Source organism: Blautia sp. HCN-20427 (assembly GCF_037890365.1).
GTDB lineage: Bacteria > Bacillota > Clostridia > Lachnospirales > Lachnospiraceae > Blautia.
This window is the reverse complement of the sequence record NZ_JBBKBX010000001.1, coordinates 150,677-171,054: the sequence shown is the minus strand read 5'-3', so window position 1 is coordinate 171,054 and position 20,378 is coordinate 150,677. Positions and strand designations below refer to the sequence as shown.

The window sequence follows — 20,378 nt, the reverse complement described above, 5'->3', positions numbered from 1 at the left end:
TACGGCACCTTTTGTGCAAAGCAGAGGAAAAAAGTATGGCATATTCAAAACAGATGCAGGAGGGAAACCTGTACAGCTATTATTTTGCACCCAGAGGCAATCGCCGTATGGCGGATTTGGGTATGCAGTTAAGCCAGATGTATTTAAGCCCCTTTGACCACATTATAGGAATTATCGGAGACGCAGGAGCCGGAAAGAGCCTCTTGATTAAGGGAATGTTTCCGGGGGTGGATTTGACCAATGACGATGAAGGCGTCAATATTCGTCCCCTTCCTCTTCTTCATGAGGATTTGGAAGACCCGTTTTCTCCTCATACCTATCATTTGGATATCCGGTTTGAGTCTGCATTTACCCAGATGCATGTGCTGGCAGAGGCTATTCTGGAAGCTTCCAGGAACGGAAAAATGGTAATTGTGGAGCATTTTGAACTGATATTTCCGTTTTTGAAGAGAAACGCAGACCTGTTGGTAGGAATCGGGGAAGAAATCATCATTACCCGTCCCAACATGTTCGGGCCGCTTCCGGAAAATATTGCAAAGATTGTACATAAGTCCGTGGTCTACAGGAAAGCAGCTCATACGCTGGAGGATTTGTGTGTGCATTTCATGGGAGAGGGATATGCACAGGACGGTCCCCGCTCCGATGTGCGTCATGGGTTTGTACTGGAATTTGAGCAGAAGCCGGATGTGAATTTGTTTCAGTTGGAAAAAAAGGTGAAAGAAGCAGTGGCGCAGGATTTGCCGGTTTCTTATTATGATGAACATCATGTGCAGATTGGTCCGTACATTCTGGAATGTCTGGGACCGAGAATGCATATTTCCAGTACCGGGAAAATCGGAGACTTTACTCTGGTAAAGGAATATCCCCAGGATCCCAGAAACGGGTATTATATGCTGATTGGACTGCTGGGACAACATCAGTCCGACGATATTAAGGACTTTAACCGTATTGATTTCAGCAGACCTTTAAGCGGTCAGCCAAAGTAAAACAGAAAGGTAGGAACAAGTATGGTTCGCAGTGTAAACGTAGAACTTCTGACACAGAATATTAAAGAAATGTGCATACAGGCCAATCACTATCTGGCACCGGATATGGACAAGGCTATGAGAGATGCACACGAGAAAGAGACAAAGCCTCTGGCAAAACAGATTTTGGGACAGCTTCTGGAAAATCTGGAAATTGCGGGGGAAGATATGATTCCCATTTGCCAGGATACCGGTATGGCCGTAGTATTTTTGAAAATCGGACAGGACGTACACTTTGAAGGAGGCAGCGTAGAAGACGCAGTAAACGAAGGCGTGCGCCAGGGGTATCAGGAGGGTTATCTGAGAAAATCCGTTGTGGGTGATCCGCTGCTTCGTGTCAATACAAAAGACAATACACCGGCTATTATTCACTATGAACTGGTACCGGGGGATAGAGTAGAGATTTTGGTAGCGCCTAAGGGCTTCGGAAGTGAAAATATGAGTAAAATCCATATGCTGAAACCTGCGGATGGCGTGGAAGGCGTAAAAGAAGCGATTGTGAATACGGTAAGAGAAGCAGGCCCTAACGCATGTCCTCCTGTTGTGGTAGGCGTGGGAATCGGCGGCACCTTTGAAAAGGCTGCCATTTTGGCGAAAAAGGCGCTGACCCGTGAAATCGGTACACATTCCGAACTTCCTCATATCAAAGAACTGGAAGAGGAACTGCTGGCAAAAATCAATGAAATCGGTCTGGGACCTGCAGGCCTTGGCGGCGATACCACAGCGTTGGCAGTGAATATCAATACTTATGCGACACATATTGCGGGACTTCCGGTGGCAGTGAACATCTGCTGTCATGTAAACCGTCATATTGCCAGAACCATATAATGCTTTGGGAGGAATGAGAATGGACAGATATATGAAAGCGCCTCTGGATAAGGAAGAGGTAAAGACACTGGAAGCAGGAGATTATGTCTATATTACGGGAACGATTTACACTGCAAGAGATGCGGCGCATTTGAGAATGTCCGAGGCTCTGGACAGGGGAGAAAAACTTCCTGTTGAGTTGGATGGAAATGTGATTTATTATATGGGTCCGACTCCGGCCAGAGAGGGACGTCCCATCGGTTCCGCCGGTCCGACTACAGCAAGCCGTATGGATAAGTATGCCCCCAGACTGCTGGATTTGGGTCTGACCGGTATGATTGGAAAGGGACGAAGAAAGCAGGAAGTTACAGATGCCATTGTGCGAAACGGCGCTGTTTTCTTCGCCGCTGTAGGCGGTGCGGGAGCGCTGCTCTCCAAGTGTATCAAGAAGGCAGAAGTGATTGCCTATGATGATTTGGGCACAGAGGCTATCCGTAAACTGGAAGTGGAAAATTTTCCGGTGATTGTAGTGATTGATTCTAAGGGACGGAATCTTTATGATGAGGTTTGTAAGAATTAAAGAAACTTTTGTCTTGAATAGAGATATTCTGTAATCGTTTTGTTCGGTTAGAAGATTAAAAGCGTGTAAAGGGCTGACGCACTAAGGAATTGGTGGGCAGCTCTTTACAGTATGATGAATACATAAAATGAAGATAGCAATTTGCGATGATGATAAAAGGGCCGCTGACATACTAATGGATATCCTACACCAGTATCCCAACCCCCTGGAAAAGATAGATGTGTATTTCAGCGGCGAGGAGTTTCTAAAGCAGACGGAAACTTATGACCTTTTGTTCCTGGATATTGATATGAAAGGAATGGACGGAATTGAAACAGCCAGGGGATTCGTCTTCGAGACAGAAAGCTGAAAATTGTCTATGTGACGGCCTACAGCGAATACGGGGGCAGAGCCTTTTCCGTTCACGCCTTTGGATATCTTTTGAAACCGGTGACAAAGAAGAAAATTCTGGCTCAGGTGGAGGATGCCAGAACCTACCAGGAGGAAGAACAGGAAAAAGTCCATTGTTGGAGTTTTCTACAAAAAGCGGACTGATTTTTCTGCATCCGGAGGAGATTTACTTCTTTGAATTTTCCGGAAGAAGGATTTTTATAACTGCCAGGGATGGGACTTATGAAATGGGAGGAAGGCTGAAAGATGTGAGAGACCGGATGGAAGAATACGGATTTGCCTCACCCCACAAAAGTTTTGTGGTGAATCTGGGGGAAATTAAAAATATGAGAGGATACGAGATTTATATGACAAATGGTACGGTAATTCCTCTGGCACAGAAACAGTCCCCTTTGTTTAAAGAGGTTCTGAGCAAATATCTGGCAGGCAGGAGGAAGTGATATGTACCAATGGATTGTGCCGGATATACTGGTTTTGCTGGGGCTTCTGTGCTGGTTTACTTCCCGTATTCGCAAGGGGAAAGGAGGTTATTTGTTTTATTACCTGTTGTTTCTGGCGGGAGTAGTGTTGCTATGGGGGCTGTCTGTAAATTTGACCAATGCTATTTTTATGAAAATCATGCAGAGAAATCAAAAGAATTTCTGGTTATTGAGATTGTGAATACAGTGGGAAAATCAAAAGAGAAAAATAAAAGAAACGGACATCAGGGGCTGGGACTTGAGAATGTAAAAGAGGCGCTGAAAAAGTATGAGGGAACGTGTACTATAGAACAGGAAGACGGAGAATTTCGGGTGATTCTGCTGATTCCTGATGCCAGGGAGGAGGAAAAAGCATGATGTGGATATTGGTTGGTATCTTTGGGATTTTATCGGCAGTGTTGCTTTTGGGAAAGGGGAGTTTTCTGATTGCAGGTTACAATACTGCAAGTGAAGAGGAAAAGAAAAAATACAAGGAAAAGCGTCTGTGCCGGGTCATAGGTCTGTACATGGGCGGAGTCACGCTTCTTTTGGCGCTTGGAGCTGTATTGGGGGAACAGGCTCCGGACTGGTATCTGGTACTGGCTTTCGTGTATTTATCTATCGGCACAATCGTTGTGATTCTGCTGTGCAATACTATTTGTGTAGTAAAACCACCGGAAGAAGAAAAAACAGGGATGGAGAGTGGGAAACAGCAGAGGATGGTGAAAATAATCAACAGATGCAGCGTCATTTTTACACTTCTGCTGGTTGTCGTTATCGGTATTTCCCTTGTTACCGGAGATGTAAAAACCAGATTTGCCGGAGAAAAAATGAAAATTGTGGCATCGTACTGGCCGGATTATGAAATAAAGAGGGAAGATATACAAAAGATATCCCATACGAATAAGCTGCAGCCTGGAAAACGAACCAATGGTTTGGGAAGTATGAAACTGCTGGAAGGACATTTTCGGAATGAAATTTATGGAGATTATATGCTTTTTGTATACAAGGATTGCAAGTCTTATATTGTCCTGGAAACCACAGGGCCGACCATAGTGTTAAACGGAGAAACCAAAGAAGATACAGAGCGGCTGTATGAAGATATGCAAAAATGGGCAGAAAGGGGAACGGAAACATGAAATTAGGAAAACAGATAAGAAAAATCGTAATGCTTTGCATGATTGCAGTTATTGTGGGCTGCCTGGGCGGCTGTGGAACCGAACTTTCGGAAAAATTTGACGAGGACAAAGTAAAAGAAGCAGCAGAGGCAATCGTAGAAAAAGTCAATGCCGGAAATCTGAAAGAAGTCTATGAGGACTCGTTTACCCCGGTTATGCAAAACGGTGTGGCTTTTGATGAATTGCAGGAAAGCCTGGATTATGTGCTGGAAGGCAAGGGGGAATTTCAGGAATTTTCCAAAGTGGAGGTAAAGGGAACAAAGGATAAAGACACGGGAACAGAATATGCGGCAGCTATGGTACTGGCGAAGTATGAGGATGGACAAATCATGTTCACCATATCCTTTGATACGAATATGAAATGTGCGGGATTTTACTACAAGTAAGGACATATGTATTTCGGTTGAAGGATTAGAGCCACCTTCACTTAGGCATGTGGCTCTAATCCTTCAACTGCTGTTCTGATTCGTTCAAAATGGGCAAATTGGCACTTTGAGAGATTACTGCATCAAAATACCGATTTTACCATTCTCAGTCTGATGCTCTTTCTTTATAAGATACGGCTTTCTGGCCGCAATCATTAATTTTTTCCATAGATGATTTTCGATTTTTATAAATATCGTTCCGTTATTTGTTTTAAGCGAATTGGGATTTCTTCCTCCGGATAGAATAGTGACTGGTCCATATTTTCAAAGAAATCCAAGAAGGCAGATAAAAGGCCGGATTCCTGAATGTTTAGATAAATAGGCGTGTCAGATTCAGCAGGAGTAAAAAGAAGATACCCATTGCATGAATTACAATAAATATTTGCACCATTTCGAACACTTCCTATGGTGTGCTTTAACATTCGCATATGACGCCGGTCCTTTTCACACTCTTTGATGAAACGGTGAATCAAGTCAATTCTGTCTTCTAATGAGGGCGGTGTATATATGTAAGAAGGATATTCTTCTATTTTTCCTGTATTTAAAAATTCTACAATCCCATCTTCTGAAAAAATAAGAATTTCTTCCTGTTCTTCATGGAGGCTATTTACGTGACCTATATGGTTTTCTAATTGTGCGATAAAGAGTTCACGAGAAGGAAGTGTAGGAATCAGATACTTCTTCAGGAACTCGGAAGAGAGCAAATTTGTCATGCAGGGCGTCATCTGAAAATTATAGGCCATAGAAGAACTGGTTACACATTGCTGAATAGAAGAAAGCTGTGTATGTACATCTTCGATTTTTAGAAGTAGAGGGCGAGCCTGTTCCATGTAGCGATTGAAAATCTTTTTTATAAGACTAATCATGTCTGGCTGAGAAGTAAAGAAGCCAGTTTGGAGTGTCTCCGAAAGAATAATAGCCTGATTATCTGTTAAAAGAAGATACGGAAAGAGCCGGAAACTATCGAGTGAAGAAGGAACAGTATCGTAATAGTAATAGGGCTGATACTGATATTTACAGGTACACAGCGGCAGAATATTTTGCAGACAATGTAGATTATAGCTTTTCCGATTTTCTCTAACGGAGTCCATATTATTCAGATAAATCAACTGGCGAATCGTTAGTTGATGACAATTTCTGGCAATGGATAGTAAAAGCTGAGTGAGAAAGGGGAATTTGGGCTGGATAAGCATATGAATTTCACCAGATTCTTTTTGCGCCTGCCAGGCAACGAGATTGAATATGGCCTGATTAACGTTGGTTTCACCATCCAGGGGAATAAGCGTTTGCGTGTAGGAGGTCTGGAAAGAAAAGGATAAATTTAAAGTATCCCTGTTGACAATATTCTTGAAATCATTTAAAAAGGCCAAAACGTGTTTCCGCCTGTAAAAATTATCACTTCCCTGGACTGTGATAAAATATGCATCTGTTAGTTCACGACATTCTCCCGGAGTCAAACGTAAATAATCGGCAATTTTATTTACCGTAGATGCAGAACCTGGGGTACGTTTCCCATGAACAATTTTGTACATGAAAGAACGGTCAATTCCACAGTATTCAGCAAGGGAATAGATGCGTACATTTTTTTCTTCTATATATTGAGAAAGAAGTTGTGAAAATTTGGACATAATAGACTCCTTTGTATTTTTGTTTATATTGTATAACATTGAGAAAAGAAAAAAAACTATATTATAGAAAAAAGTCTGTCCACAACACTGTCCACATATTGAAAACAAAAAAAATGGCAGGTAAAATATAGAAAATTGATATATTATCTCAATATTATAAAAAAATGAATAAATTGACAGGAGAGGAGAAAAATGGCTTATCAGGTTATTGATATCAAATGTCCGGGTTGCGGGGCGCCCGTGGATACAGGGCAAAAAGAATGCAAATATTGTCATAGACCGGTTATTATTACGACATTCAACAGTGTATATGATATGCCTATGCCAGAGGTTCAAAAATATGCCAGGTCCTATCGAGAGCAGCTGGAGGAAAATCCTGAAAATCAGGATTTAAATATGTCTGTGGCTATGTGCTACTTAAAACTTGGAAAAAGGGAGATGGCCTTGCAGGCTTTTGAAAAAGCTATAGAAGATAATTTTGATAATTCTCAGGCATTTTTTTACGCAGCAATTTGCCGCTTGAATGGAAAAAAAGCATGCACAATGAAAGAGCGTTCTATTATAAAAAAAATAGAAGAAGATATTCAGGCTGCTCTGATGATTGAAAATCTGGGAATTTATTATTATTTCTGGGCGTATATCAAATATGATTATTATACAAAAAAATTTCTGAATACCAGCCCGACATGGCAGGAGTTAGTTGTGAAAGCACAGGAAACGGGATTGTCAGAAACAGATGTAGAACAGTTGTATTTGATTCTGGGAATTGACAGACCAGGTTGTCTGTAAAAAGAAAAAATAAAGAGGGAGAAAAAAAGATGGGATGTTTAGATAAAGGTATGGAGAAAAGCACACAGAAGCTGCTGATTGAAAATTTAAAAAGAGGAAAATCACAGGAACAGAAAAGAGTCATTGATTTCTTTTTGGCAGATGAGGGTTGTACAGCAGGGTGTTTGTCAGGCATGAATGGAACAAAGCAAATGACCATGACGGAATACCAGCAGGCGGTTGCTAATAAGTTGTATGGGTTGAACTTAAAAGAACGGGCACTGGCAAAGATTGCATTGGATGAAAGTGAAATTGAAGAAATTCCGCCCATTGTTTTAAGTGGTTATGCCTTTGAAGATTCCTTTGATGGCAATGATGTATGGGTAAAAGTAGAAGGAACTCAAGCCGTTGCTTCCAGATTTGCAGCTTCCTGGATTTTCTTCAGTGATACACAAATTTATACTTATACATATAAATTTGATATGACCAGTGATGATGTATGGGAAACTACACAGGATTTCTTTTATCAGGATATTACCTGCTTTACTACACAGCAGCGAGTAGTAGAGAAGATTGATACACATCTTACCGGCTGTATTAAAAAAGGAATTTCTGCAGAGAAAAATAATTACATTGTAGATACACTGAAAATTATTGTTCCAAATACAGAGTTTAGCTTCTCAATGCGTAACAATGAAACTTTGGAGCAAAGCCTGCAGGCTGCAAAGGCAATGCTCAGAGAGAGAAAATTTGTAAAATAGTAAGTTTTAGGGAGAAGTGCTGCGGCATTTCTCCTGTTTTATAGGAGGGAACATGAAATTTCCATATGATGTAGGAGGGGCGCCGGTCATAGACAGCACGTCTCCCCCAAAACCGGAAAATCCTTTAAACAGACCGGAAATAAACTATCGAAAGCCATTCTATGCAGTGCTGGGGGGACTTGGGACTTTTTTGAGTGTATCTTTTTTTCTTTATGGTTTATGCCCGGAATTGGAAAGAAAAGGGTGGATTAGCCTTTTTGCTGTAATCGTTTATTTGGCCGTAATTTCTAAAAAAATCATTATTTGGATGGTGCGTTTGTATCAAAATAAAGCACCAGATGCGGTACGCCTTAGGTGTGTCTTTGAACCAAGCTGTTCAGAATATATGATACTGGCCATAGAAAAGTACGGAGTTGTGCGGGGAGTATGGAAAGGGATTCAAAGACTTGGAAGATGTCATGCGCCAAATGGGGGAAAGGATTATCCGTAAGAATGGAAAAAAAGGGGGAAATTATGAGTAAAACTTCAGTTAGTTATCTTGAAAATAATGAAGCAGTTGCTTTAAGCGTAATAGAAATTACGTCAATACCGAATCTTTCGATTATAGACAACAATGCAGAAGAGGCTGAGATTGTAAAAAATTATAAAAAAGATATGGGAAACCTGTTGGCAGAGATATATCAAAATTATAAAGTACAGTCTTCCATGTCAGGCGAAGAGAAAGATACTGCCTTGGAGATTCTTTGGATTGCAGAAGAAGTAGAAAATCAGCCCTATAAAGCAAAGATTAAAATGTATTTGCTTGTGCGTTCTATTGAAAAATCTTCAGAAGACGCAGTGAAAACAGCAGATGCTATTATGCGTGCCTGTCAGTCTGCATTAGAACTTCAGAAGTATGAGTATGAAGAACGTTCTATGGAAGAAATGACAGAAAAAATTAAAAATATAGAAGCATCTTCTGTCAAAGCACTTGTCAAGGAAGAAGGGGTAGAAAATCTTCAAAATCAGATGCTTCCCTTTTGCTATACCTATGACATAATACAAGATACGGCACAGGATTTAAGCAGGCTCGTAAATATTTTAACCGCACATCCTGATTGTGCAGTATCTTTTCAGCTGATTCCTGCTCGATTGGAAGGACAGGAACAGGAAGAACTCAGTCGAATGATGCAGATTTTGGATATGTTGGGAAAAGGAACAGCAGAAATTGGAAATGTGAGCTTTGCCCTTGCTGAAAAAAACGCGGAAGTTTACAGATATTATGCCACACAAAGAAATAATCCGCTTTTTTTATATAATATCTTAATATATGGAAACCAAACAAGCGCACCGGAAATTTCCTCCAGAGTATATGCACAGCTGAATACGCCAAAGCAGCCTGTGAAAATGAAGTTTATTGATTTGCAGGAAGGTGAAGTGCAAAAAGATACAAATTTTTATCCTTTGCCATGGGCTGTGAATGAAGTGTTGATGACAAGGGAACGGGAGAGCCAAATCTGGAACAGCGGAGTTTTTTCTGAGGCGTATTACCGATTGCCGTATATGATTACCGCAGAAGAAGCATCGGAATTTTTCCGTCTCCCCATTGGAAGCAGCCGGGTTTCTGCCGGACTTCCGGTAAATGAATCCGGGAAAACCAGCAAAACGTATGCAGACCATATTATTAATGCAGGAGATATAGAGATCGGTACTTTAAAGTCTTCTTCAAGAGGGGACAAAATCGGAATTTCATTAAAGGATTTGGCAAAACATATGCTGGTTGTAGGGACACCCGGTTCTGGTAAAACAACTTTTTCTGTAGGACTTTTGGATCGCCTTTGGAAAGAACATAAAATTCCGTTTTTGGTTATTGAACCGGCCAAGAATGAATATCGTGCCCTGGTACAGAGTATTCCGGACTTGCAGGTATTTACACCTGGAAAAAATTTTATTTCACCTTTTGTGTATAATCCTTTTGTACCGCCTAAAAATGTAAAACTGGAAACTTATAAGTCAACATTGAAGACAGCATTTGCGGCAGGTGTGTCAATGACGACACCTCTTGACAAAATATTTGAAGAGGCTATTAACAACTGTTATTCAGATTTTCGTTGGCTGGATACTTATACCATTGAGGATAAAGGTCGGATTTTTAATATAACAGATTTTATCAAGTGTTTTCAGGAAACCTTTGACGCTATTGGTTATACCGGAGATGCGAAGAACATTGGAAGAGCAGGAGTGGTGCGTTTAAACTCTCTTGAGAATTTATTTGATAATTATTTTTCAATACCCGTTGAGGACTTGCTGACCAAGCCAACCGTAATTGAACTGGCGGCCATTGAAAATAGTGACCAGAAAGCACTTCTTATTTCGCTGTTGCTATTATCCATTTTGGCATATGTGAATAGTAATTATGTAGGGGAAGGAGGACTTAAAAATTTAATCCTTCTGGAAGAGGCGCATGTTCTTTTGGATGCACAGAGCAATGGGGGACAGGGAGATGCCAATCCGAGTGCTATCGCACAGGGATTGGTGAAACGCATGTTGGCTGAGATTCGTTCTTATGGTGTTGGAATTGTTATTGCAGACCAGTCTCCAAGAAAAGTTTCAACAGATGTTGTGGCACTTACAGACATAAAGATGGCATTTCGTCTTGTGGAGGCTACAGATAAACAAATTTTAGCGGATTCTGCAAGTATGGATGAGGTACAGATAAAGAGATTGTCTAAATTAAAGCCGGGCGAAGCATTTTTCTTCTTTAATAAATTGGACGAACCAGAAGAAGTTAAAACAGAGGATTATCGTCTCCAGAATAACATTCAGATTACACTGTCAGATGAAGGGATTAAGAATCTTTCCACTTATTGGAAGGATAAGCAGGATAAACTAAGACCCTATCCAGAATGTTCTTATGTAAAATATTGTCATGTTACCTGTGAATATGGTCGCCGCATGTTGGCCAAAGAAGTGGCACGCCGAATTTTTAATAAATATTTTAAAAAGGATAGTAAAGACTTTGAAATTATTAAAAAAGTTATTCCAAAACTTCGCAGTCTGATTAAAGCAGAGTTAAATGATGAGGTTTTGGATGATGAATTAGTGGCTTGTGTTAAGGTGCAGTTGTTTCGGAGAATTAAATATCATACTTCTATAAAAATACACGATGTAACGATTCAAAAAAATCTCGAAAATACATGATAAGAGGGGAAAGTAGTATATGGGAGATGAATTTTCAGAAGATATGGAATATGATGTGCCGGAGGAAACTTTTGAAGAAGAGGTGCCGGAAATAGAGGAAGAGGAGATTCCGGAAGAAGAAGAAATTCTGGAGGAAGAGGAAATTCCGGAGGAAGAGGAAATTCCAGAGGAAGAGGAAATTCCAGAGGAAGAGGAAATCCCAGAAGAAGAGGAGATTCCGGAGGAAGAGGAAATTCCGGAAGAAGAGGAGATTCCGGAAGAAGAGGAAATCCCAGAAGAAGAGGAAATTCCGGAGGAAGAGGAAATTCCAGAGGAAGAGGAAATTCCAGAGGAAGAGGAAATCCCAGAAGAAGAGGAGATTCCGGAGGAAGAGGAAATTCCGGAAGAAGAGGAGATTCCGGAAGATGAGGAAATCCCAGAAGAGGAGGAGATCCCGGAAGAAGAGGAAATCCCGGAAGAAGAGGAAATTCCAGAAGAGGAGGAGATCCCGGAAGAAGAGGAAATCCCGGAAGAAGAGGAAATTCCAGAAGAGGAGGAGATCCCGGAAGAAGAGGAGATTCCGGAAGAAGAGGAAATTCCAGAGGAAGAGGAAATGCCAGAAGAAGAGGGGGAGGTGCCAGAAGAAGAGGAGATTCTGGAAGAGGAGGAAATCCCGGAAGAGGAGGAAATCCCAGAGGAAGAGGAACTCTTGGAGGAAGAGGAAATTTCAGAAGAGGAGGAGATGCCAGAAGAAGAGGAAATCTCGGAGGAAGAGGAAATCCCAGAAGAAGAGGAGATTTCGGAAGAAGAGGAAATTCAGGAAGAAGGGTTGACGGAAATAGAAGATGACATACCGGAAGAGACGCCAGAGGACATTTCGGAGGATGAGTCATCAAATATGGATAATATTGATGTCGAGAAACAACCCGTTGATGACATTCAAGATAGTGAGGTAGAAGAAGCTGCTATTGATGCAGACAGTGAGGATACCGGGGAACAGTCAGTTGATGAGATTCAGGATAATGTGGTAGATGGAATGCCGATTGATGGAAACGATGAAATCATTGTTTATAATTCCGTAGATGATACTGAAAAAACAAACGATATACTTAATAATAATGAAACGGCTAATAGTTTGAGTGATTATATGAATTCGCATAATTATGGTCTGGATGATTTCGCCACATATTCACAAGACCCTGAATGGAGAAAATTGCAGAAACAAGCGTATCCGGATTATGAGCTGCCGCCACTTACGCAAGAAAATGCGCGCAATCAGTTGATTGATTATATGAATGCCAACAGCTATGGACTCGATGATTTTGAAACCTATTCACAAGACCCAAAATGGAGAGAGTTACAAAGACAGGCATATCCAGACTATGAACTGCCACCATTAAATAAACTTGATAATCTTGGACAATGGAGTGAAGTGCCGCCAGATTTATCTTATAAAGATAATTTAGAGGCAGCAAATCCTAATTATGAGTTGAGCGATGAATGGAAAGTAAATTGTCAAAGGTGTGTTCCTACATACGAAATGCGTTCACGAGGATATGATGTTACAGCATTCCCTTGTGTGGATGATAACGATTATTTGTCGTATCACCCATATGATGTATGGGAAAGTCCGGATGTAAGGAAGGCATCAGGGAATGGATTACATGATATCCAGGATTTAATGAGCAGTTGGGGAGATGGTTCAAGAGCCCAAGTTTGTTTGCAATGGGATATTGGCGAGGGAGGGCATACGTTTATGGCAGAACAAAGAAATGGAAAGACATACTTTGTAGACCCTCAAACGGGAGATACCGACGTAAGTTGGTATTTTGATGAAGCAAAACCAGGAAGTGTATCATTTTGCAGAACTGACCAGCTTATGCCGTCATCACGCATTTTAAATTGTTGTAAAGGAGTGAAAAAATGATTGATTTTAAGAAAGCAATAGAAATTGCACAAAAATATTATCAAGAAAAAGGTCAATTGGAATTAACGAAAATTTATGAATCGAAAAATATTTGGGTTGTATATGCAGGAAAAAAAGAGCAACCCAGATTTGGGAATGCAGGGATTGCAATAGACAAAGAAACAGGAGAAATTAGTAGATTTATCCTGCCTTCACGTACGAATTTTGAAATCCTTAAAAATGCAAAAATGACAGAACTTAATTAGGAGGTAATCAAATGGCATTCTTTAATAGAAATCCAAACGAAGAAGCATATATAGGTGGTAAAAAGCACTGGACAGATGTGATTAAAAATTCTGCAAGTGGAGAACTGTTGATTTGGAGACAGCCGGAGGAAGATTTTAATACGAATTCTACATTGGTTGTTATGCCGGGAGAGAAAGCAGTTTTTGTCAAGGACGGAGTGGTAGAACAGGTTTTTGAGAAAGGAACGTATAAACTTTCAACAGAAAACTATCCTTTTATCAGCAGGCTTCGAAATGCGCTTTCCGGAGGTATCAGTACTTTCCACTGTGTCGTTTATTTTGTCAGAGATGCAGAGAGCAGAGAAATTTTATGGGGGACAGACAGTCCAATCAGCGTACGCGATAAGGTTTTTAATATTGTAACGGATGTACGGGTACGGGGGGCTTATAAACTCAAAATAGAAAATCCTGCTTTGTTTTTGGAAAAGCAAGTTGGAAATAATGTATTTTTTCAAGAACAGGAAGAAATAAATCTGTACTTTGAAAATATTTTGCGAGGTAAAATAAAATCTGCAGTTGCAAAATTTTTAAATGGACTTCAGCAGGATTTAATTGGTATTGATGCTTATTTAGATGAACTTTCAGAACAAATTACTCCGTACATAGAAGCAATTTTGGCTGAATATGGTCTGAAATGTACAGCCTTTGTACTTTCAGGAATGGATGTAGACAAGAGTAAATATGATGCAATTGATGTTTCGCAGATTTCTGCAATCGAAAAAATAAATCAGGCTCGTGGTGATAAGGCTGTTATGGACGTGTTAGGAAATGACTGGGGACGACAAAAAGCAGCAGATATTTTGGGGAATCTGTCTAATAATCCAGGCGCAGGTGGATTGGCAGCAGCTGGTGCAGGTATGGGTATGGGCATGGCAGCCGGAGGTGTGTTTAACAGTATGGCTCAGGAAATGTTTACACCTATGAAAAATCAGACACAGCAACAGCCGATTCATCAGACACCAAGCGGAAGATTTACACAAAAAAATACAGGAATATCACAGGGAATAAAATGTGTAAATTGTGGCAGTGAATGTGCTTCAGGAGCAAAATTTTGCAGCAACTGTGGTGCCCCTTTGAATCAAAAGGTATTTTGCGCAAATTGTGGAACTGAACTGGAACCAGGTATGAAATTCTGCAGCAATTGTGGCGAAAAGAGGAAAATTTGATATGAAAAGAAAAAATACCATGTGGTCGATTCTATATTTGATTTTTTTGGTCGTATTTAATCTTATTTTTTATACCCTTGGCGGAATCAATCGTCCGGCATCTGTTTGGATTTCTTACTTTTTTATTCACTTTGCGTATTTGTTTCTGCTGGCTACTCCGTTTTTTGTAAGAAAAGGGAGAGAAACGGGAACTTTTAGTGCTGTGTTAGGGTGGATTTCTGCGACTTATTTTGGGATAGAACTGGTTGTTGGTATCCTTTTTATTCTTATAGCTCCCAAAGGGATAAAAGGAGCATTGATTGTACAGGTGCTTATTTTGGCAGTGTATCTGTTTGTTTTGATATCCAATATGATTGCAAATGAACAGACCGAAACGGCTATAGAGCGTCATAGTAAGGACCTTTGTTATGTAAAAACAGCTTCTGTAAGAATGAGGAGCATTATGGAGAAAGTCGGAGACAGGGTTTTATTGAAAAAAATAGAAAAGGTATATGATGTCCTTCGATGCAGTCCGGTAAAATCTTCATCTGCTGCAAAAGAAATAGAGCAGCGAGTGTTTAAAGAATTAGATTCTCTGGAACGGGCGGTATCTATGGGAGATGAAGAGGGAATTAACACCAGTGCAGAGACGTTGTATGCTCTGGCCGTGGAAAGAAATTATCGGCTTATTTAAAAAAACGAAAGAAAAAGGGAGGAATATAAAACGATGAAGTGTCCATTATGCGGAAAAGAATATGAAGGAATAAAAATATGTCCTTCTTGTAATCTTCCATTAATTGATACGGAGACAAAACAGGCTGTTTCCTTACAACCGGAAAAAAAACATAAAAAGAAAAATCGGATGAAAGAGAATTCAGACAAAAACATTCAACCAGTTTTGGATCCTACCAGAATGTTTGAGGAATACGGGAAAGAAAGTAAGGCAGAAGAAACCGAAACGAAAATTGAGGCGGAAAAGCCGGAAGAGGGACAGATTCCTGACGTTCAAATTGAGGCAGAGAAAGAACAGGAAAAGGAAGATGTATATGGAAACAGTTTCGGAGATATTAACAGAAACTTTCAAGAACCTGCAAAAGAAAATTCTTCCTCAAATAAAGTTACCATTTCTTTCAATCCATTTTTAGTTGCAGGAGGCGCAGTGCTTCTCTTACTTCTGGTAGCCCTTATATTTATTGTAAAATCCTGTGGGAAAAATGATTCGGATTCTGTAGAACCGCAGTCTGATGTATATGTGGAAAGTTATCCTGAGCCAGAAGAGCCAATAGGGCAGACAGAAGAGAAAACGGAAGAGGTTGTTGATATGTCAGAAGTGGATTTGGATGCATATAATGCTTCTTATGTTCAGATAGAAGGCTGCCTGTTAGAAGAGGAAGGGAGCAGCAAGTTTACATTTGAAACTCCTTTGAATATTTATCTGGAAGACCGAGATGCTGGAAAAGCAGTTGTAGTAAGGAATATAGATGGTGTAAAGGTAGAAGATACCCATATTTTTGAGGGCGGTGATTATACAAATAGAAAAATGTTGTTGGAATGTAGAATTTGGAGAGAAAACGGTGAAGTTCAATTGTATCCGGAAACGATTATTCAAATAGAGCCCATGAAAGATGATGTGGGAATTCATGAGTATGGCTTTGTGATAGAAGACTGTACCTGGGAAGAGGCATGTCAAAAAAGTATGGATGCTGGAGGATATCTGGTGCGAATTAATTCAGAGGAAGAATATGAACATATTAAGAATTTGCTGAATGCAGGTGGCTATACCGATATTCATTTTTATCTGGGAGGAAAACGGACAGCGTCAGATACGACATATTATTGGGTGAATCAGGAAAATCAATTTATAGAATCCGGTTTGAATACAAGTGATTCCTGGGCACAGCTTTACTGGTACAATGGAGAGCCCAGTTTCGTAGATGTGGGTTCTGAGGCTACAGGTACCATTGAAGAAGATGTGATGAATTTATTCTGCGTATCCGGAAGCTGGTACTTGAATGACTCCTCAGCAAATCTGGCTGGAATGTATCCGGATTTGTTAAGTGGAAAAGTGGGGTACATTGTTGAATATGAATAAGAAAAAAATTTTAGTCCTTTTTGTATTACTGCTGGGGAGCTGTGTAATTTGGCGGTCGTGGAGCCTGTATCATACAGAAAAAGAGAAAAAGCAAGCATCTGAAAGAAAAATAGAAGCAGAAAAAGATTCAAAACCAGTTACTTCGAAGTCTGAAAAAGAGGAACCCGTAAAAAGAGAACCAACAAAAGAGGAATTGCTGGAACAGGAAGTGGAAGCAAAAATTCGTAATATGTCTGCAGAAGAAAAGGTAGCGCAGCTTTTTATGATTACGCCGGAAGCACTGACCGGAGTAGGACAGGTTGTGGCAGCAGGAGAAAGTACGAAAGCAGCACTGGAAGCTTGTCCAGTTGGAGGGATTATTTATTTTGCTCAAAATTTTGAATCACCGCAGCAGGTGAAGCAGATGACTGCAAATGTTCAACAATATTCCAGAAATCGGATTGGACTTCCATTGTTTTTGTCCGTGGATGAAGAAGGAGGAACCGTCACAAGGTTTGGAAGAAATCCGGCCTTTCAATTCGATGCTTCTGTCAATATGCGTGAATTGGGAAGAACTGGAGATACTCAGGCAGCTTACAATTTGGGAACAAAGCTTGGAACATTTCTTTCTGATTTAGGATTTAATATGGATAATGCTCCAGTTGCAGACGTTTTGAGCAATCCACAAAATACAGTGATTGGAAATCGTTCTTTTGGTTCGGACTGTCATATGGTGTCCGATATGGCTCTGGCAGAACTGAAAGGAATGAAAGATACGGGAGTGATTGGAGTATTGAAGCATTATCCGGGACATGGAGCAACGACTGCAGATACGCATACAGGATATGCCAGTACAGACGCCACTTTGGAGGAGATGAAAGGAAATGAATTAGTTCCTTTTATAGAGGGGATTCGTTCCGGTGCGGAAGTAATTATGGTGGCTCACATTTCCTGCCCGGGAATTACCGGTGATACGGTTCCTGCATCCTTATCAAAGAAGATGATAACAGATATTTTGAGAACTGATTTGGGGTATCAGGGACTTGTTATAACAGATGCACTGAATATGGGAGCTATTGCACAGGAGTATACTTCCGGGGAGGCTGCTGTTTTAGCTATAAATGCAGGTGCGGATATGTTACTGATGCCAGTGGACTTCCATGAGGCTTATGAAGCGGTTCTTTCTGCTATGCAAAGTGGAGAAATTTCGGAAAGCCGGATTGAGGAATCTTTAAAAAGGATTCTTTCTTTAAAACTTTGTATGGATGCCGGTTGAAATACAATGAAAAGTATCTCTGAAGACAGAAAACAATGGGCAGAAAAGGGGGACGGAAACAGCCGGAAAAGGGCTTTAACCGTTCCCCTTTCTTTTTCTTCGTGTTTGTGGTATGCTGAGAAAAACAGAGGGTTGTTTCATTTTGGACAGCCCCGATACAGGAGGTCTTATGAAGAAACGAAATGCAGCAGTGTATGCCGGTGTGGCGCTGACGGCCGTGTTGGTGCTGGGAGGCGCTTTTGGGATTAAAAAAGCTTTTTCTGAAAAGGAAGATAAAACGAAGAAAGAGAGCCGGGAACAGAACAGTGAAGAGGCCATGAAAGCAGTCTATCTGGAAAATCAGCAGGGCGATTTTATGTTTGTAGACTTGACAAATGAAACACCGTTTTTGGGAATTCTTCCAGAGGACGGAGTGTATAGCCAGAAGGAAGAAAAAATTTCCGGGGAAGATCTGAACAGCGGAGATGTGGTGCTTGTATGGGGCAGCGGAGTAATGGCTCAGTCTTATCCGGCGCAGTATAACGGAATTACGAAGATACAGGTAGAGGAAAAAGGAAATCAGAAGTATGTGGAGTCTTATAGCCACTATATGGAGGAATTTTTCCCGGCAGCAGATTTCAGCCAGATTCCTATGCTGGACGTTTCCTATAAACAGCCGGAGGCCATTGTAACGGCGGCTGTTTCCGATATGGGTGCGTATACCTGGACTTATGAAAAGGAAAACGGAGAAAAAGAAACCATAGCAACAGACACCGCCTATATTTTGCAAAGGGACAATATGACGGAGATTTCCCTGGAAAATGGTACAGAAATGGAACTGCTTTTCAGTCTGGCGCCGCAGAAAACAGAAGTCCTTCGATGGTCAATGGAAGAGTGGGAAAAAGCCAGACAGGAGAAAGATACGGCTGAAATTCCAGATGGAGAAACCGTACAGGTAACGGAAAATCAGGCGGGAAATCCGGTGATATCCTGTGATGCGGGGTATGTGTATCAGGTAAAGGGATACTGGGAAAACGGAGAGGCAGAATACGGATTTTATACGAAGGAAATGGGACAATAAAGGGAGGTTTTTCAATGCGTTTAGAGGAAACTTTACTACAGACAGCAAAGGAACTGGGGTTTGATAATTATCAGGTAATCGATACAGCGGCGCTTCATTTTGACGAGCGTTTCAGAATGTATTGTGAAACGAATTACTGTGGAAATTATGACAACAATTATTCCTGTCCTCCGGCTTGCGGAGAAGCAAAAGAGTTGGGGGATAAGGCGAGGGCGTTTGAGCGGGCTCTGGTTCTACAGACTATTACACCGGTGAAAGATATCACGAATGACAGTGAAACAAAGGAAATTAAACGCCGACATAACCAGATGACCTGGAGTCTGATTGAGAGTGTGGCCGGGGAAGTGGGGGAATATCTTCCGGCTATGGCAGGTCCCTGTCAGATTTGTTCTCCCTGTGCAAAGGAACTGGGAAAAGACTGTCCTTTTCCTCAAAAGAGAGCATCCTGTCTTTCTGCCTTTTGTGTCAAGGTAGACGCACTGGCGGAATACTGCAAAATTCCTTATTACTGTGAGGGTGAGGTGGCCTTTTTCAGTATTCTGTTTTTTCAGCAGAAATAGCGGGACATGCGAAATAAGAGAGGACAAAAACACAAAACAGGTGTATACTATACATAGAAAAGAATACAACAGGAGAAAATGAAATGGACAATGTAAACAAAGAACTGATTCAGAAAATACAGACCAGCCAGGAGGTGTTTACCATTCTTTCCAGAGCCACAAGACAACCGTTTGTTATCTGTGACCCGGAAAGTTTCAATGACCAGGTATGGATTTTTGAGAATAAGGAAGATTTGGAGGAAGCGGCAAAACCTCTGGCAGAAAACAAAAATCCCATCGCAGCCATTAAGGTAGAAAATAAGAGCTTTCTCAGCTTTTATACAGCCCTGTATACGCTGGGTGTCAATAGTATTGTCTACCATGAAAAAGAGAAAAAGACAGAATTAGATTTGGAGGATATCGTAAAAAAACCGGATTTTTCAGCTCTTCCGGAAGAGAAACGACCGCTTTTAAATCCTCAGCTACAGCTTTCCGGAATTTACTTTATGCAGGAATTCCGAAGAGGCGGAGACGTCAAGGAAAAGGCAAATCTGCCGGAACTGGAAGAAGAGGTTGCCGCAAACCTTGCCAAAAGCAAGTATCTTGTAGCAGTGGAAAAGCAGGGCGAAGAGGAGGCAGATAAAAAGGTTCAGGTTCCCTATGTGAAGAACCAGAACGGAGATATTTTCCAGCCTGTTTTTACGGATGCCGAGGAATTCAGAAAGTTTAATAAAGAAAAGAAATTTCAGGCACTTTTAGTAACCTTTGAAAATCTGGAAAAGGTACTGATTCCTGTAGCCAAAGGTGCAGTGGTCAATCCCCAGGGATTTAATCTGATTGTGCCAAAGGAAAAAATAGGGGCTATCAGACAGCGATTCGGCCTGTAGATTCTGAAAC

23 protein-coding genes are annotated in these 20,378 nt (G+C 40.9%); 22 read left to right on the top strand and 1 reads right to left on the bottom strand.

Translation table 11 applies throughout. The annotated features are described in order from the left end of the window. Window positions 1–35: 35 nt before the first annotated feature. The 9 genes from WKT17_RS00790 to WKT17_RS00750 all read left to right on the top strand — a co-directional run bounded on the left by WKT17_RS00790 (window position 36) and on the right by WKT17_RS00750 (window position 4,824). A complete protein-coding gene (locus tag WKT17_RS00790; RefSeq protein ID WP_173750152.1) occupies window positions 36–986 on the top strand; it encodes an alanine-tRNA synthetase second additional domain-containing protein in 951 nt (316 codons plus the stop codon). A gap of 21 nt (window positions 987–1,007) precedes the next feature. Continuing rightward, a complete protein-coding gene (locus WKT17_RS00785) occupies window positions 1,008–1,853 on the top strand; it encodes a fumarate hydratase (RefSeq protein ID WP_298060407.1) in 846 nt (281 codons plus the stop codon). 19 nt (window positions 1,854–1,872) lie between these two features. Further along, on the top strand, window positions 1,873–2,412 hold the full coding sequence (locus WKT17_RS00780) for a Fe-S-containing hydro-lyase (protein ID WP_173750150.1): 540 nt from the start codon (window positions 1,873–1,875) through the stop codon (window positions 2,410–2,412). Window positions 2,413–2,539: 127 nt separating this feature from the next. Continuing rightward, window positions 2,540–2,761, top strand: coding sequence for a LytR/AlgR family response regulator transcription factor (locus WKT17_RS00775; protein ID WP_226853626.1), 222 nt, complete (start codon window positions 2,540–2,542; stop codon window positions 2,759–2,761). Window positions 2,762–2,772: 11 nt separating this feature from the next. After that, window positions 2,773–2,946 carry a hypothetical protein gene (locus WKT17_RS00770; RefSeq protein WP_291682215.1) on the top strand — a complete coding sequence of 58 codons (174 nt, stop codon included), beginning with the start codon at window positions 2,773–2,775 and terminating at the stop codon, window positions 2,944–2,946. Beyond that, window positions 2,916–3,242 carry a LytTR family DNA-binding domain-containing protein gene (locus WKT17_RS00765; RefSeq protein ID WP_291682216.1) on the top strand — a complete coding sequence of 109 codons (327 nt, stop codon included), beginning with the start codon at window positions 2,916–2,918 and terminating at the stop codon, window positions 3,240–3,242. The genes WKT17_RS00770 and WKT17_RS00765 overlap by 31 nt, the downstream gene beginning before the upstream one ends. A gap of 132 nt (window positions 3,243–3,374) precedes the next feature. Further along, window positions 3,375–3,638, top strand: a complete 264-nt coding sequence (locus WKT17_RS00760; RefSeq protein ID WP_173750149.1) for a GHKL domain-containing protein — start codon at window positions 3,375–3,377, stop codon at window positions 3,636–3,638. Beyond that, on the top strand, window positions 3,635–4,399 hold the full coding sequence (locus WKT17_RS00755) for a DUF3784 domain-containing protein (protein WP_173750148.1): 765 nt from the start codon (window positions 3,635–3,637) through the stop codon (window positions 4,397–4,399). The genes WKT17_RS00760 and WKT17_RS00755 overlap by 4 nt, the downstream gene beginning before the upstream one ends. Next, window positions 4,396–4,824 (top strand): DUF3887 domain-containing protein, encoded by a 429-nt coding sequence (locus tag WKT17_RS00750; RefSeq protein ID WP_340271790.1) that lies wholly within the window; start codon window positions 4,396–4,398, stop codon window positions 4,822–4,824. Before WKT17_RS00755 ends, WKT17_RS00750 begins: the two co-directional genes overlap by 4 nt. Window positions 4,825–5,048: 224 nt before the next feature. Here the strand turns inward: WKT17_RS00750 and WKT17_RS00745 are convergent, their stop codons facing one another. Beyond that, on the bottom strand, window positions 5,049–6,491 hold the full coding sequence (locus tag WKT17_RS00745) for a helix-turn-helix domain-containing protein (RefSeq protein WP_340271789.1): 1,443 nt from the start codon (window positions 6,489–6,491) through the stop codon (window positions 5,049–5,051). Window positions 6,492–6,683: 192 nt separating this feature from the next. Here WKT17_RS00745 and WKT17_RS00740 point away from each other — a divergent pair, with 192 nt between their 5' ends. From WKT17_RS00740 to WKT17_RS00680, 13 genes are all read left to right on the top strand, one after another. Then, window positions 6,684–7,280: a hypothetical protein gene (locus WKT17_RS00740; protein WP_173750145.1), complete on the top strand. Its 597-nt coding sequence runs from the start codon at window positions 6,684–6,686 to the stop codon at window positions 7,278–7,280. Between the two features lie 29 nt (window positions 7,281–7,309). After that, complete coding sequence (locus WKT17_RS00735) at window positions 7,310–8,020, top strand: hypothetical protein (protein ID WP_173750144.1); 711 nt, start codon at window positions 7,310–7,312, stop codon at window positions 8,018–8,020. A gap of 52 nt (window positions 8,021–8,072) precedes the next feature. After that, on the top strand, window positions 8,073–8,510 hold the full coding sequence (gene yidD, locus WKT17_RS00730) for a membrane protein insertion efficiency factor YidD (protein WP_291682224.1): 438 nt from the start codon (window positions 8,073–8,075) through the stop codon (window positions 8,508–8,510). Between the two features lie 23 nt (window positions 8,511–8,533). Continuing rightward, on the top strand, window positions 8,534–11,200 hold the full coding sequence (locus tag WKT17_RS00725; RefSeq protein WP_173750142.1) for an ATP-binding protein: 2,667 nt from the start codon (window positions 8,534–8,536) through the stop codon (window positions 11,198–11,200). A 19-nt stretch (window positions 11,201–11,219) separates the two neighbouring features. Then, a complete protein-coding gene (locus tag WKT17_RS00720) occupies window positions 11,220–13,106 on the top strand; it encodes a toxin glutamine deamidase domain-containing protein (protein WP_340271788.1) in 1,887 nt (628 codons plus the stop codon). Continuing rightward, window positions 13,103–13,351 (top strand): hypothetical protein, encoded by a 249-nt coding sequence (locus tag WKT17_RS00715; RefSeq protein ID WP_340271787.1) that lies wholly within the window; start codon window positions 13,103–13,105, stop codon window positions 13,349–13,351. The genes WKT17_RS00720 and WKT17_RS00715 overlap by 4 nt, the downstream gene beginning before the upstream one ends. 11 nt (window positions 13,352–13,362) lie before the next feature. After that, on the top strand, window positions 13,363–14,556 hold the full coding sequence (locus tag WKT17_RS00710) for an SPFH domain-containing protein (protein ID WP_294542613.1): 1,194 nt from the start codon (window positions 13,363–13,365) through the stop codon (window positions 14,554–14,556). 1 nt (window position 14,557) lies between these two features. After that, window positions 14,558–15,229, top strand: coding sequence for a hypothetical protein (locus WKT17_RS00705; protein ID WP_173748863.1), 672 nt, complete (start codon window positions 14,558–14,560; stop codon window positions 15,227–15,229). 168 nt (window positions 15,230–15,397) lie between these two features. Continuing rightward, window positions 15,398–16,627: a C-type lectin domain-containing protein gene (locus WKT17_RS00700; protein WP_173748862.1), complete on the top strand. Its 1,230-nt coding sequence runs from the start codon at window positions 15,398–15,400 to the stop codon at window positions 16,625–16,627. Window positions 16,628–16,820: 193 nt separating this feature from the next. Continuing rightward, window positions 16,821–17,882, top strand: coding sequence for a glycoside hydrolase family 3 protein (locus tag WKT17_RS00695; RefSeq protein ID WP_294461515.1), 1,062 nt, complete (start codon window positions 16,821–16,823; stop codon window positions 17,880–17,882). A gap of 169 nt (window positions 17,883–18,051) precedes the next feature. Beyond that, window positions 18,052–18,942 (top strand): hypothetical protein, encoded by an 891-nt coding sequence (locus WKT17_RS00690; protein ID WP_291681282.1) that lies wholly within the window; start codon window positions 18,052–18,054, stop codon window positions 18,940–18,942. A 14-nt stretch (window positions 18,943–18,956) separates the two neighbouring features. Beyond that, window positions 18,957–19,502 (top strand): DUF2284 domain-containing protein, encoded by a 546-nt coding sequence (locus WKT17_RS00685; RefSeq protein WP_173748859.1) that lies wholly within the window; start codon window positions 18,957–18,959, stop codon window positions 19,500–19,502. Between the two features lie 83 nt (window positions 19,503–19,585). Beyond that, window positions 19,586–20,368: an SseB family protein gene (locus WKT17_RS00680; protein WP_173748858.1), complete on the top strand. Its 783-nt coding sequence runs from the start codon at window positions 19,586–19,588 to the stop codon at window positions 20,366–20,368. The last annotated feature ends 10 nt before the right edge of the window (window positions 20,369–20,378 follow it).